Origin of the sequence: Pseudomonas sp. 57B-090624 (assembly GCF_003234055.1) — a bacterium.
GTDB lineage: Bacteria > Pseudomonadota > Gammaproteobacteria > Pseudomonadales > Pseudomonadaceae > Metapseudomonas > Metapseudomonas tohonis.
In genome coordinates, this window is record NZ_QKRU01000027.1 from 34,808 (window position 1) to 47,427 (window position 12,620).

The following is a 12,620-nucleotide window of genomic DNA, read 5'->3' on the forward strand; positions in this document are numbered from 1 at the left end:
GGGAACCATGCTCAAACGCAACTGGAAGCGCATCCTGGTCGTCGCCCTCCTCCTCGGCATCGGCGTCGGCCTGCTGCTCTGGAGCCGCCCCGCGCCCCAGGCCAGGGTCGAGCAGAAGCGCCTGGCGGATGGCAGCTCCGCGACACTGGCGAGCCCGCCGGCGGAAACCAAGGCACGGGTACTGGTCCTGGTGGACAGCGACCAGCAGCTGAAGGAAGCCGAACTGCTGGCCCTGGCCCACGACGGTGCGGCGCGCATCGTCCAGCTCGCCCTGCCGGCCAATGATTGCGATGCCCAGCAGCACCTGCTGCAGAACGCGCGGGACCTGCTCCAGGGCGAACCCACCCTGGTGGCGGGCATAGGCCCGGGAGCCGCCTTCGCCTGGCGCTGGCTGGCCGGCCAGGACAAGGACGAGGCACGCGCCCTGTCCATCGACTTCAGCCTGGAACACGCCGACTGCCCGACCCCGCTGCCCAAGGCCGCCCCCCATGGCCACTGGACCATCGCCTGGAACGACAACCCGGACGACCCCAGTGCCGCCTTCGCCCGGGGCCAGGCCAACGCCGACACCAGCATCAGCGACTACGACACCACCCTGCCCCAGCTGCTCGATGAGCAGTTGCACGCCCTGCTGCAAGGCGAAGGCACGCCGATGCCGGTGGTCGAGGTACCCGCCGCCAAGCCCTCCTCCACCGTCACCCTGTTCTATTCGGGTGACGGCGGCTGGCGTGACCTGGACCGCGCCGTGGCCGAGGAAATGGCCAAGCGCGGCCACTCGGTGGTCGGCATCGATGCGCTGCGCTATTTCTGGCAGCACAAGAGCCCCGAGCAGGGCGCTGCCGACCTCAGCCGCCTGATGAAGCAGTACCGCGAAAAGTGGGGAGCCCAACGCTTCGTGCTGGCGGGCTACTCCTTCGGCGCCGACGTGCTGCCGGCCTTCTATAACCGCCTGCCCAAGGCCGACCAGCAGCAAGTGGACGCCGTCCTCCTGCTGGCGCTGGCGCGCAGTGGCAGCTTCGAGATCGAGGTACAGGGCTGGCTCGGCAAGGCCGGCCAGGAAGCGCCCACAGGCCCGGAGCTGATCAAGCTGCCGGCCGAGAAGGTGCTTTGCGTCTATGGCAAGGAAGAGGCCGGCGAGAGCGGCTGCACCCAGCCCGGCGCCCCAGGCGAAGTGCTGGCGCTGCCCGGCGGCCACCACTACGACGAAAACTACCCCGCCCTGGCGGAACGCCTGGTCGCCGCCATCGCCAAGCGCCAGCCCGCCCCATGACGCCACCTGCCCGCTACCCGCCAGGTAGCGGGCAGCGCGACCCTTGATCTGCTTCATTTTCACTTAAGCCACGGCCGCTAAACTGGGAACAAGCCCGCCGCTACGATGCGGGACAACAAGGAGCCGTGATGACCACCCAAACGTCCCGCTACGGGACACTCTCAATCGCGCTGCACTGGCTGATGCTGCTGCTGATTGCCGCCGTCTACGCCACCATCGAGCTGAAGGGCAACTTTCCCAAGGGCAGCGAAACCCGCGAACTGCTCAAGCAATGGCACTTCATGCTGGGCCTCTCGGTGTTCGCCCTGGTAGTGGTGCGCATCGCCGCGCGCTTCCTCTCGCCCACCCCGCCGATCACACCGAACCCGCCGGCCTGGCAGAACGCCCTGGCCAAGCTCGCGCACCTGGCGCTGTACGGCCTGATGCTGGGCCTGCCGCTGGCGGGCTGGCTGATCCTCAGCGCGGCCGGCAAGCCGATCCCCTTCTTCGGTTTCGAGCTGCCGCCGTTGATCGACAAGAACCCCGACCTCGCCGGGCAGATCAAGGAAGTGCACGAGACCGTGGCCGTGCTCGGCTACTGGCTGATCGGCCTGCACGCGGCGGCGGCCTTGTTCCACCACTTCATCAGCAAGGACGACACCGTGCGGCGCATGCTGCCGGGGCGGGATTGAGTCCTGCCGTCCGGGCCCGTGCCCGGGCCGCTGGCTGGTCCCATCCATGAAAAAGCCCGGGCATGCCCGGGCTTTTTTCGTCGCGGCGAACACCGTCGCCGGCTAGATCTCCACCTGGGTGCCGAGCTCGATCACGCGGTTGAGCGGCAGGTTGAAGTAGCGCAGGTTGCCGTTGGCGTTCTTCAGCAGGAAGGCGAACAGGGCCTCGCGCCAGCGCGCCATGCCGATCAGCTTGGACGGGATCACCGTCTCGCGGCTGAGGAAGTAGGTGGTGCGCATGGGGCTGAAATCCAGCTCGTTGAGGTGACACAGCTTCAGGGCCTGGGGGATGTCCGGGTCCTCGATGAAACCGAAGTGCAGCACCACGCGGAAGAAGCCCTCGCCATAGGCATCCACCTCGAAGCGTCGCTCCGGCAGAACCCTCGGGCTGTCTTCGTTGACCACGGTAAGCAGGATCACCTGCTCGTGCAGCACCTGGTTGTGCAGCAGGTTGTGCAACAACGCGTGAGGCACGGCATCGGAGCGCGCGGTGAGGAATACGGCGGTGCCCTGCACGCGGTGCGGTGGCTGCGAGCGAATGCTGGCGATGAACAGCGGCAGGGGCAGCGAACCCTCGTCGAGACGCTCCACCAGCAGCTGGCGCCCCCGCTTCCAGGTGGTCATGAGGATGAACAGGGCGAGACCGGCGATCACCGGGAAGGCACCGCCCTGGATGACCTTGGGCAGGTTGGCGGCGAAGAACAGCGCATCCACCAGCAACAGCAGCAGGAAGAACGGCACGGCCAGCCACAGCGACCACTTCCACAGCAACCAGATCACCACGCCCATCAGCAGGGTGGTGATCAGCATGGTGCCGGTCACCGCCACGCCATAGGCCGAGGCCAGCGCCGCCGAGGACTCGAAGCCCAGCACCAGCAGTACCACGCCGACCATCAGCGCCCAGTTCACCGCCGGGATGTAGATCTGTCCCTGCTCCTGGCTGGAGGTGTGCTGGATGAACATGCGCGGCACGTAGCCGAGCTGGATCGCCTGGCGGGTCAGCGAGAAAGCGCCCGAAATCACCGCCTGGGAGGCGATGACGGTCGCCGCCGTGGACAGCGCCACCATCGGCAGCAGGGCCCAGCCGGGGGCCGTCAGGTAGAAGGGGTTACGCGCAGCCTCCGGGTTGACCAGGATGGTCGCGCCCTGGCCGAAGTAGTTCAGCACCAGCGCCGGCAGCACCAGGGCGAACCAGGCGCGGGCGATGGGCTTGCGGCCGAAGTGGCCCATGTCGGCGTACAACGCCTCGGCACCGGTCAGCGCCAGCACCGTGGCGCCGAGGATGGCCACACCTATGCCGGGGTGGGAGACGAAGAAATTGATCGCCCAGGTCGGGCTCATCGCCTTGAGCACTTCCGGCTCCTGCGACACGCCGTAGATGCCCAGGGCCGCGAGGGCGAGGAACCAGGCCACCATCACCGGCCCGAAGAGGATGCCGATGCGCGTGGTGCCGTGCTTCTGGATCAGGAACAGGCCGACGAGCACGATCAGCGACAGGGGCACCACCCAGTGCTCCAGCCCGTCGAAGGCGATCTCCAGGCCCTCGATGGCGGAGAGCACCGAGATCGCCGGGGTGATCATGCTGTCACCGTAGAACAGCGCGGCGCCGATCAGGCCGGCGATCACCACCATCGCCTGCAAGCGCTGACGCCCGGCAGCGGCACGGCGGGCCAGCGCCGACAGGGCCATCACCCCGCCCTCACCCTCGTTGTCGGCGCGCAGCACGAAGATGACGTACTTGATCGACACCACCCAGATCAGCGACCAGAAGATCAGCGAAAGCACGCCGAGCACGCCATCGTGGTTGGCCTGCACGCCATAACCACCGATGAAGACTTCCTTCAGGGTGTACAGCGGGCTGGTGCCGATATCGCCGTAGCAGACGCCCACGGCGCCGACCATCAGGCCGATCGCGGAGCTGGAATGGGGCTGTTCATGTTCAACGGCGCCGGCGCTTGCATCGGACATGTAACAAGATTCCTCAAGAAAAATTCCGCGCATCCTGCTCCGACCCATTCGTCGTTGCAAGAGTCGGGCGGTGTGGTCCTGACTGACTATAGAGCCTGCCCCCTACAATTACCGGGTATCGCGAGCCTTGACCGGCCTGCGACAGCTTGTCCCAAAGAAGCTGGTCAAGTGCGCGGGCTGCCGCTAGAATTGCGCACTTTTTGATCAGAGGCACCCAGCGAGGTGCCCTTCGAGGTTAGCCGCCAATGTCCACCGCAACGCCCAAAGTCGGTTTCGTATCCCTTGGTTGCCCAAAAGCCACGGTCGACTCCGAACGCATCCTCACCCAGCTGCGCATGGAAGGGTACGAGATCGTCCCGACCTACCAGGATGCCGACGTCGTGGTGGTCAACACCTGCGGCTTCATCGACAGCGCCAAGGCCGAGTCCCTGGACGTGATCGGTGAAGCCATCGCCGAGAACGGCAAGGTCATCGTCACCGGCTGCATGGGCGTGGCCGAGGACAGCATCCGCAACGTGCACCCCAGCGTGCTCGCCGTCACCGGCCCGCAGCAATACGAGCAGGTGGTCAACGCGGTGCACGAGGTGATCCCGCCGAAAGCCGAGCACAACCCGCTGATCGACCTGGTGCCGCCGCAAGGCATCAAGCTGACTCCCCGCCATTACGCGTACCTGAAGATTTCCGAGGGCTGCAACCACACCTGCAGCTTCTGCATCATCCCGTCCATGCGCGGCAAGCTGGTCAGCCGCCCGGTGGGCGACGTGCTGAGCGAAGCCGAGCGCCTGGTCAAGGCTGGCGTGAAGGAGCTGCTGGTGATCTCCCAGGACACCAGCGCCTACGGCGTCGACGTCAAGTACAAGACCGACTTCTGGAACGGCCAGCCGGTGAAGACCCGCATGCTGGAGCTGTGCCAGGCGCTGTCGAGCATGGGCGTGTGGGTGCGCCTGCACTACGTCTACCCGTACCCGAACGTCGACGACGTGATCCCGCTGATGGCCGCCGGCAAGCTGCTGCCCTACCTGGACATCCCTTTCCAGCACGCCAGCCCGAAGGTGCTCAAGGCCATGAAGCGCCCCGCCTTCGAAGACAAGACCCTGGCGCGCATCAAGAAGTGGCGCGAGATCTGCCCCGAGCTGACCATCCGCTCCACCTTCATCGTCGGCTTCCCCGGCGAGACCGAGGAAGACTTCCAGTACCTGCTCGACTGGCTGAGCGAAGCCCAGCTGGATCGCGTCGGCTGCTTCCAGTACTCCCCGGTCGAAGGCGCCCCGGCCAATGACCTGGGCCTGGAGCCGGTGCCCGACGACATCAAGCAGGAGCGCTGGGAGCGCTTCATGGCGCACCAGCAGGCGATCTCCGCCGAGCGCCTGCAACTGAAGATCGGCAAGGAGATCGAGGTCCTGATCGACGAAGTGGACGAGCAAGGCGCGGTCGGCCGCTCCTTCGCCGATGCCCCGGAGATCGACGGCAGCGTGTTCATCGACAGCACCGACCTGAAGCCGGGCGACAAGGTGATGGTCCGCGTGGTCGATGCCGACGAGTACGACCTCTGGGCCGAGCGCGTCTGAACCTGCGCTGAGCCATGAAAAAGCCCCGCCGATGCGGGGCTTTTTCATGGGTGGCGGAAAACCGGGCTGAAGTCCGGGCTGCGGTGGGATGGGGTTGGCATTGGCTGGCGCCCGTTGTCGGCTCGACCTTGCACCCCAGCGAGGCTGGCCTATACAGGAAGCTCTCGACCAAGGAAGACCCACATGCCGAAGATGAACCACCAGGACGCCCACGAGCTGATCGCCACCCTGCGCTACACCGTCAACGAATCCTTCGAGAAGAACCAGAAGCTCTCGAACTTCGACCCCGATGCCCACAACCTGTGCATCGCTCACTGCACCTTCAACAACGCCCCGCCGCTGAACCTGTTTTCCTTCTCGGCCATGAGCTCCTTCAGCAAGACGGCGCTGAACAAGCTGGTGCACGAGTGGGGCGTGGAATTCGTACCGGACGTGGCGACCCATATCCGCACCTTCGCCTGCGGCGGCATGGGCCAGTTCCACACCGAGCCCCGGCTGATCAACTACATCCATGGGCGCCCGGGCTTCATCGGCCATCTCACCGACGTGACCCTGGTCAGCGAGATCGACTGCTGCGGCACCTGCGTGCCCCACAGCATCAACGCCTTCAAGCAGACCTTCACCGACGTGCAGGTGCACATCATCGAACTGGGCATGAAACCCAGCCTGGGGATCGGCCCGCAATACGGCTACGCCCACCTCTATTGATCGCGAGAAATGCCATGAACCGCCACGTCACCCTCTTTCACTGCCCGCACACCCGCTCGTCCGGCGTCCTCACGCTGCTGGAGGAACTGGGCGCCGATTACGAGCTGCACCTGATGAACATGCACAAGGGCGAGCAGCGACAGCCCGCCTACCTGGCGATCAACCCGATGGGCAAGGTGCCGGCCCTCCGCCATGGGGAAACCATCATCACCGAGCAGGTCGCGGTCTACCTGTATCTCGCCGACCTGTATGCCGACGCCGGGCTCACGCCGTCGCTGGACAGCCCGCAGCGCGGCGCTTTCCTGCGCTGGATGGTGTTCTCCGGCACCTGCTTCGAACCGGCGGTGGTGGATCACGCGCTGCAACGCGCGCCCGTGGAACCCTCCCGCTCGCCCTATGGCGACTTCGCCACCGTGCTCGATACCCTGGCCAACCACCTGCAGGAGCGGACCTGGATGCTGGGGGACAGCTACAGCGTCGCCGACGTGCTCTGGGGCACCGCGCTGAACTGGACCATGGCCTTCGGCCTGATCCCCGAGCGGCCGGTGTTCCGCGCCTACGTCGAGCGCTTCCTCGCACGCCCCGCAGTGCAACGGGCGAGGGCCAGGGACGTCGAGCTCGCCGAGAGCCAGAAGGCGGAATGAGGCGAAACGGCGGAATGCCGGCGCATTCCGCCCCTCGATAATGCCGCCGCGTGAGGCAGCGCCAGGCTAGGGTATCGACCTCACCCGATCAGCGACGAGGTTTCCATGCATCACTACTTCAGCCTCCAGGGCCGCACCGCCCTGGTGACCGGCGGCACCCGCGGCATCGGCAGGATGATCGCCCAGGGCTTCCTCGAAGCCGGCGCCCGCGTGTTCATCTGTGCCCGCAACGCCGAGGCCTGTGCCGAGACCGCGGCCGAGCTTTCCGTCTACGGCGAGTGCATCGGCCTGGCCGCCGACCTCTCCAGCGAGGAAGGCGCCAAGGCCCTGGCCAGCGAGCTGGCCGGGCGCATCGAGCACCTCGACATTCTGGTCAACAACGCCGGCACCACCTGGGGTGCGCCCCTGGAAAGCTACCCGGTCAAGGGCTGGGAAAAGGTCATGCAGCTCAACGTCACCTCGGTGTTCAGCTGCATCCAGCAACTGCTGCCGTTGCTGCGCAAGGCCGGCAGCGCGCAGAACCCGGCGCGGGTGATCAACATCGGCTCGGTGGCCGGTATCAGCTCCCTGGGCGAACAGGCCTACGCCTATGGCCCGAGCAAGGCGGCCCTGCACCAGCTATCGCGCATGCTGGCCAAGGAGCTGGTGGCCGACCATATCAACGTCAACGTGATCGCGCCCGGCCGCTTCCCCAGCAAGATGACCCAGTTCATCGCCAACGACAGCGAGGCCCTGGCCGCCGATGTCGCGCACATCCCCATGAAACGCTGGGGCCGCGAGGAGGAGATGTCCGCCCTGGCCCTGAGCCTGGCCAGCACCGCCGGCGCCTACATGACCGGCAACATCATCCCCATCGACGGCGGCTTCCACCTCTGATGGCACTGCGCAGGCCGCCGGGCGACGGCGGCTTGCGCAAGGCGCCACCGGGGCGCTAGGGTAGCCCCGCCACCGCCCCGGATACCCGCACCATGCGCCTGTTCACCCTGCTCCTTTCACTCGCCCTCGCCGCCCCGGCCTTCGCCGCGCCGGCGCCGTTCTACCTCTGGCAGAGCAAGCAGGATGGCCGCTACAGCTGCGCCCAGGTGCAACCTGGCGAAGGCTGGCTGCGCCACAGCGGCCCCTACCGCGACGCGGGTTGCCGGGTTCCCCTCGACGCTCCGATCCGCAGCCGCTGAGCCCATCGTCATGTCGCATTCCGTCTCGCCCGTGGGCATCGTTCGCTCCTGCTTCAAGGAAAAATTCGCCATCCCCCGCCAGCCGCACCTGGCGCCCGCCGCGCGCGGCATACTGGAACTGCTGCCGCCCTTCGACAGCGGCGATGCGGTGCAGGGGCTGGAGGAGGTCAGCCACGTCTGGCTGCTGTTCCTCTTCCACCAGGCGCTGGAAGACAAACCGCGCCTGAAAGTGCGCCCGCCCAGGTTGGGCGGCAACCGTTCCCTGGGGGTGTTCGCCACACGCTCGACCCACAGGCCCAACGGCATCGGCCAGTCGGTGGTGAAGCTGGACAAGGTCGAAGCCGGGCGGCTCTGGCTCTCGGGCATCGACCTGCTGGACGGCACCCCGGTCCTGGACATCAAGCCCTATGTCCCCTACGTCGACCGCCAGGACGGCGCCACCAACCGCATCGCCGAGACGGCGCCGGAGCCGATTCCGGTGGAGTGGGACGACGCGGCGCTGGTCCAGGCCCGCGAGCACGCCCTGCGCCTGGGCGAACCGCTGGTGGAGCTGGTCGAGCAGTGCCTGGGCCAGGACCCGCGTCCGGCCTACCAGCAGCCGGAGCCGGAGCGCCGCTATGGCGCGCGCCTCTGGGACCTGGACGTGCGCTGGCACTACCCGCGCCCGGGGCTGATCCGCGTGCTGGAAATCAGCCCTTCGGCCTGAACGCTCCCTAACGGGCCGCGTTGAGCGCCAGCACATCCGCCTCGATGACATCCTGCTGGACGATCAGCGGGTTCACCAGCGGGCGGCTGGCGAGAAAGTGCGGTGTCTCCATATGCGCCTCGAAGGCCGCCTCGTCGGTATAGACCTCGTAAAGCCACACCAGGTCCGGGTCGCTGCGATCACGCAATACGTCGAACACCAGGCAGCCGGGTTCATCGCGCACGGAGGCGGCGGCGTTGACGCGCATGGCATCCATGAAGGCATCGAGGCTGCCGGGCTTGAGCTGGGTCTTGAGCAGAAGGCAATACACGTTTGACTCCTTTTGTTTTATATTTACTGGAAATTGTATACAAAAAAGGAATCCCGCTCATGCCTGTCCGTCCGAGCCGCCTCAATGGCCTCCGCCACCTGGCGATCGTGGTACCCAACCTCGAGGAGTGCGAACGTTTCTACGTGGACATCCTCGGCATGCAGGTGCTCAACCGCGCCCACGAGGACCTGGTCTACCTCACCTGCGGTAACGACAACCTTTCCCTGGGCCGCTCCGACGTGCCCAGCAGCGGCATGCAGGCGGTGGATCACTATGGCTTCGTGGTGGATAGCCTGGACGAGCTACACGCTTGGTACGACTACCTCAAGGCCTGCGGCGTGACCCTGCTCGACCGTCCCTTCGCCCATGGCGACGGCGCCCACAGCTTCCACGTACTGGACCCGGCGGGGAACAAGATCCAGCCGATCTACCACCCGGCAATCTCCGGCCAACGCTTCGGCTCGCCGCTCTGAACGCATTCAGAGGGTCCCCGCGTTCGCGGGGATGAAGGCCGGACCAGGATCACGGAAACGAAAAAGCCCGCCGATCGGCGGGCTTTCTCATGACGCTTGCAGCGGTTACTTCTCGACGAATGCACGCTCGATCAGGTAGTCGCCGGGCTCGCGCATGCGCGGGGAGATCTTCAGGCCGAAGCTGTCGAGGACCTGGCTGGTCTCGTCGAGCATGCTGGGGCTGCCGCAGATCATCGCGCGGTCGTCCTGCGGGTTGATCGGCGGCAGGCCGATGTCGGTGAACAGCTTGCCGCTGCGCATCAGGTCGGTCAGGCGGCCCTGGTTCTCGAAGGGCTCGCGGGTGACGGTGGGGTAGTAGATCAGCTTGTCACGCAGCGCCTCGCCGAAGAACTCGTTCTGCGGCAGGTGCTCGGTGATGAACTCGCGGTAGGCGACTTCGTTCACGTAGCGCACGCCGTGGACCAGGATCACCTTCTCGAAGCGCTCGTAGGTTTCCGGGTCCTGGATTACGCTCATGAAGGGCGCGAGGCCGGTGCCGGTGCTCAGCAGGTACAGGTGCTTGCCGGGGTTGAGGTCGTCGAGCACCAGCGTGCCGGTGGGCTTCTTGCTGATGATGATCTCGTCGCCTTCCTTCAGGTGCTGCAGCTGGGAGGTCAGCGGACCATCCGGCACCTTGATGCTGAAGAACTCCAGGTGCTCTTCCCAGTTGGGGCTGGCGATGGAATACGCACGCATGAGCGGGCGGCCGTTGGGCTGCTGCAGGCCGATCATGACGAACTGGCCGTTCTCGAAGCGCAGGCCCGGGTCGCGGGTGCACTTGAAGCTGAACAGCGTATCGTTCCAGTGGTGAACGCTGAGGACGCGCTCGGAGTTCATGTTGCTCATTTACGGGGGCTCCGAAAATTGGAATGTCGCCAGCGCCTCGGGGCGCAATTGCGCGACATTGTATTGATAGCCACAATATCTGTTAACTGGATTATCAAGATATAGGTTATCGGTTATATCGATATGCGATTCACACTCCGTCAACTCCAGGTATTCGTCAGCGTCGCCCAGCAGGGCAGCGTCTCCCGTGCCGCCGAATCGCTGTCGCTGTCGCAGTCCGCGGCGAGCACCTCGCTGACCGAACTGGAGCGGCAATCCGGCTGCCAGCTGTTCGATCGCGTCGGCAAGCGCCTCAGCCTCAACGCCCTGGGCCACCAGTTGCTGCCCCAGGCCGTGGGGCTGCTGGACCAGGCCCGGGAGATCGAGGCGCTGCTCAACGGCAAGAGCGGCTTCGGCTCCCTCGCGGTCGGCGCCACGCTCACGGTGGGTAATTACCTGGCGACGCTGCTGATCGGCAGCTTCATGCAGCGGCACCCGGAGTGCCAGGTGAGGCTGCATGTGCAGAACACGATGAATATCGTCCAGCAGATCGCCCACTACGAACTTGATCTGGGTCTAATCGAAGGCGATTGCCAGCATCCGGATATCGAGGTCCTGCCTTGGGTGGAGGACGAACTCGTGGTGTTCTGCGCCCCCAGCCATCGCCTGGCCGAAAGCGGCCAGGCCTCGCTGGAGGAACTCAGCCGCGAGGCCTGGATCCTCCGCGAACAGGGCTCGGGCACGCGCCTGACCTTCGACCAGGCCATGCGTCACCACCCCACCCCGCTGAACATCCGCCTGGAGCTGGAACACACCGAAGCGATCAAGCGTGCCGTGGAGTCGGGCCTGGGCATCAGCTGCATCTCGCGGCTGGCGCTGCGCGACGCCTTCCGCCGGGGCAGCCTGGTGCCGCTGGAGACGCCGGGGATCGACCTGCGCCGGCAGTTCTACTTCATCTGGCACCGGCAGAAGTACCAGACCGCGGCGATGCGTGAATTCCTCGACCAGTGCCGCGAACTGACGGCGGGTGTGCAACGCAGCGACCAGATCGTGCTGCCATCGATCGCCTGATCAACCCAGCAGGATGGTGGCCCAGACGGCGGTGATCAGGCTCAGGGCGACGAACTGGGCGGCGCTGCCCATGTCCTTGGCGTTCTTCGACAGGGGGTGGCGATCCAGGGAGATACGGTCGATGGCCGCCTCCACCGCCGAATTGAGCAGCTCGACGATCAGCGCCAGCAGGCAGGCGGCGATCATCAGTGCACGCTCGCCACGGCTGACGTCGAGGAAGAAGGCGATGGGGATCAGCACGACGTTGAGCAGCACCAGCTGGCGGAACGCGGCTTCGCCGGTGAAGGCTGCGCGCATGCCGTCCAGGGAATAGCCGGCGGCATTGAGGATACGCTTGAGGCCGGTCTGGCCCTTGAATGGCGATGACATAGAGGGGGGACTGCTTGGTAAGGAGGCCGCAGGCTAACCCGCGACGAATCAAATTTGCGTGAAAACCGCCGGCTCAGGCCGAGGGAATCGATTCCATCTGTTGCAACAGCAAGGCGGCCTGGGTGCGGGTGCGCACGCCGAGCTTGCGGAAGATCGCGGTGACGTGGGCCTTGACGGTAGCCTCGGACACGCTGAGCTCGAAGGCGATCTGCTTGTTCAGCAAGCCCTCGCAGACCATGGTCAATACGCGGAACTGCTGCGGGGTCAGGCTGGCGAGACCGGCGCTGGCCGCCTTGGCCTCGGCGGAAACGGCAACGCTTTCCTCCACCTGCGGCGGCCACCAGGCATCTCCATCGAGCACCGCGCGCACGGCGCTCTGGATCACTTCCAGGGGGCTGGACTTGGGGATGAAACCGCTGGCGCCGAATTCGCGGGAGCGGACCACCACCGCCGCTTCTTCCTGGGCGGAAATCATCACCACGGGAATCTGCGGATACTGGCCTCGCAACAGCACCAGGCCGGAGAAACCGTAGGCGCCGGGCATGTTCAGGTCGAGCAGGACCAGGTCCCAGTCGGCCTTTTCAGCGAGGCGCGATTCGAGTTCGGCGATGCTGGCCACCTCGACCAGGCGCACATCCGGGCCGAGGCCGAGGGTCAGGGCCTGGTGCAAGGCACTGCGGAACAACGGGTGATCATCGGCGATGAGGATTTCGTATGCGGCCATGGGCGAGTCCTTTTTCTTGTGGGCCCAGAGATGCTGCCGATCCTGTCGGAAACACCCGGC

The 12,620-nt window shown here is 65.9% G+C and carries 15 protein-coding genes; 10 read left to right on the forward strand and 5 right to left on the reverse strand.

What is annotated here, in order from left to right; all coding sequences use genetic code 11:
• The first annotated feature begins 7 nt into the window (after positions 1-7).
• A complete protein-coding gene (locus DMX10_RS14520) occupies positions 8-1,270 on the forward strand; it encodes a virulence factor family protein (RefSeq protein ID WP_111261737.1) in 1,263 nt (420 codons plus the stop codon).
• A 128-nt stretch (positions 1,271-1,398) separates the two neighbouring features.
• Positions 1,399-1,941 carry a cytochrome b gene (locus tag DMX10_RS14525; RefSeq protein WP_111261738.1) on the forward strand — a complete coding sequence of 181 codons (543 nt, stop codon included), beginning with the start codon at positions 1,399-1,401 and terminating at the stop codon, positions 1,939-1,941.
• A 102-nt stretch (positions 1,942-2,043) separates the two neighbouring features.
• Here the strand turns inward: DMX10_RS14525 and DMX10_RS14530 are convergent, their stop codons facing one another.
• The gene (locus DMX10_RS14530) at positions 2,044-3,948 is read right to left on the reverse strand and encodes a potassium transporter Kup (protein ID WP_111261739.1); all 1,905 of its coding nucleotides are present in this window, start codon (positions 3,946-3,948) and stop codon (positions 2,044-2,046) included.
• 245 nt (positions 3,949-4,193) lie between these two features.
• Between DMX10_RS14530 and rimO the strand changes: the two genes are divergently transcribed.
• From rimO to tsaA, 6 genes are all read left to right on the forward strand, one after another.
• Complete coding sequence (gene rimO, locus DMX10_RS14535) at positions 4,194-5,516, forward strand: 30S ribosomal protein S12 methylthiotransferase RimO (protein WP_111261740.1); 1,323 nt, start codon at positions 4,194-4,196, stop codon at positions 5,514-5,516.
• 183 nt (positions 5,517-5,699) lie between these two features.
• Complete coding sequence (locus tag DMX10_RS14540; RefSeq protein ID WP_111261741.1) at positions 5,700-6,224, forward strand: hypothetical protein; 525 nt, start codon at positions 5,700-5,702, stop codon at positions 6,222-6,224.
• Positions 6,225-6,238: 14 nt separating this feature from the next.
• Entirely contained in the window at positions 6,239-6,868 is a 630-nt protein-coding gene (locus tag DMX10_RS14545) for a glutathione S-transferase family protein (protein WP_111261742.1), read from the forward strand.
• 105 nt (positions 6,869-6,973) lie between these two features.
• Positions 6,974-7,744, forward strand: coding sequence for an SDR family oxidoreductase (locus tag DMX10_RS14550; RefSeq protein WP_111261743.1), 771 nt, complete (start codon positions 6,974-6,976; stop codon positions 7,742-7,744).
• Between the two features lie 92 nt (positions 7,745-7,836).
• Positions 7,837-8,043, forward strand: coding sequence for a hypothetical protein (locus DMX10_RS14555; protein WP_111261744.1), 207 nt, complete (start codon positions 7,837-7,839; stop codon positions 8,041-8,043).
• A 10-nt stretch (positions 8,044-8,053) separates the two neighbouring features.
• Positions 8,054-8,749, forward strand: coding sequence for a tRNA (N6-threonylcarbamoyladenosine(37)-N6)-methyltransferase TrmO (tsaA, locus tag DMX10_RS14560; protein WP_111261745.1), 696 nt, complete (start codon positions 8,054-8,056; stop codon positions 8,747-8,749).
• A gap of 7 nt (positions 8,750-8,756) precedes the next feature.
• Here tsaA and DMX10_RS14565 read toward each other — a convergent pair whose 3' ends face one another.
• Positions 8,757-9,059, reverse strand: coding sequence for a putative quinol monooxygenase (locus DMX10_RS14565; RefSeq protein ID WP_111261746.1), 303 nt, complete (start codon positions 9,057-9,059; stop codon positions 8,757-8,759).
• Positions 9,060-9,118: 59 nt separating this feature from the next.
• On the opposite strand from DMX10_RS14565, the gene DMX10_RS14570 reads away from it, so the two are divergent.
• Positions 9,119-9,532 carry a VOC family protein gene (locus DMX10_RS14570; RefSeq protein WP_111261747.1) on the forward strand — a complete coding sequence of 138 codons (414 nt, stop codon included), beginning with the start codon at positions 9,119-9,121 and terminating at the stop codon, positions 9,530-9,532.
• Between the two features lie 105 nt (positions 9,533-9,637).
• On the opposite strand, the gene fpr is transcribed toward DMX10_RS14570, so the two are convergent.
• Entirely contained in the window at positions 9,638-10,417 is a 780-nt protein-coding gene (gene fpr, locus DMX10_RS14575; protein WP_111261748.1) for a ferredoxin-NADP reductase, read from the reverse strand.
• Between the two features lie 123 nt (positions 10,418-10,540).
• Here fpr and DMX10_RS14580 point away from each other — a divergent pair, with 123 nt between their 5' ends.
• Positions 10,541-11,467 carry a LysR family transcriptional regulator gene (locus tag DMX10_RS14580; RefSeq protein ID WP_111261749.1) on the forward strand — a complete coding sequence of 309 codons (927 nt, stop codon included), beginning with the start codon at positions 10,541-10,543 and terminating at the stop codon, positions 11,465-11,467.
• On the opposite strand, the gene DMX10_RS14585 is transcribed toward DMX10_RS14580, so the two are convergent.
• Together DMX10_RS14585 and erdR are read right to left on the reverse strand one after the other, a co-directional pair.
• Positions 11,468-11,836: a diacylglycerol kinase gene (locus DMX10_RS14585; RefSeq protein ID WP_021222523.1), complete on the reverse strand. Its 369-nt coding sequence runs from the start codon at positions 11,834-11,836 to the stop codon at positions 11,468-11,470.
• Positions 11,837-11,909: 73 nt separating this feature from the next.
• On the reverse strand, positions 11,910-12,560 hold the full coding sequence (gene erdR / locus DMX10_RS14590; protein WP_111261750.1) for a response regulator transcription factor ErdR: 651 nt from the start codon (positions 12,558-12,560) through the stop codon (positions 11,910-11,912).
• Positions 12,561-12,620 lie beyond the last annotated feature (60 nt).

Coding starts and splice junctions, on each gene's coding strand:
- DMX10_RS14585 (WP_021222523.1), bottom strand. CDS start 11,836: ATGTCATCGCCATTCAAGGGCCAGACCGGCCTCAAGCGTATCCTCAAT.
- DMX10_RS14530 (WP_111261739.1), bottom strand. CDS start 3,948: ATGTCCGATGCAAGCGCCGGCGCCGTTGAACATGAACAGCCCCATTCC.
- DMX10_RS14555 (WP_111261744.1), top strand. CDS start 7,837: ATGCGCCTGTTCACCCTGCTCCTTTCACTCGCCCTCGCCGCCCCGGCC.
- rimO (WP_111261740.1), top strand. CDS start 4,194: ATGTCCACCGCAACGCCCAAAGTCGGTTTCGTATCCCTTGGTTGCCCA.
- DMX10_RS14540 (WP_111261741.1), top strand. CDS start 5,700: ATGCCGAAGATGAACCACCAGGACGCCCACGAGCTGATCGCCACCCTG.
- DMX10_RS14570 (WP_111261747.1), top strand. CDS start 9,119: ATGCCTGTCCGTCCGAGCCGCCTCAATGGCCTCCGCCACCTGGCGATC.
- tsaA (WP_111261745.1), top strand. CDS start 8,054: ATGTCGCATTCCGTCTCGCCCGTGGGCATCGTTCGCTCCTGCTTCAAG.
- DMX10_RS14525 (WP_111261738.1), top strand. CDS start 1,399: ATGACCACCCAAACGTCCCGCTACGGGACACTCTCAATCGCGCTGCAC.
- erdR (WP_111261750.1), bottom strand. CDS start 12,560: ATGGCCGCATACGAAATCCTCATCGCCGATGATCACCCGTTGTTCCGC.
- DMX10_RS14580 (WP_111261749.1), top strand. CDS start 10,541: ATGCGATTCACACTCCGTCAACTCCAGGTATTCGTCAGCGTCGCCCAG.
- DMX10_RS14520 (WP_111261737.1), top strand. CDS start 8: ATGCTCAAACGCAACTGGAAGCGCATCCTGGTCGTCGCCCTCCTCCTC.
- fpr (WP_111261748.1), bottom strand. CDS start 10,417: ATGAGCAACATGAACTCCGAGCGCGTCCTCAGCGTTCACCACTGGAAC.
- DMX10_RS14545 (WP_111261742.1), top strand. CDS start 6,239: ATGAACCGCCACGTCACCCTCTTTCACTGCCCGCACACCCGCTCGTCC.
- DMX10_RS14550 (WP_111261743.1), top strand. CDS start 6,974: ATGCATCACTACTTCAGCCTCCAGGGCCGCACCGCCCTGGTGACCGGC.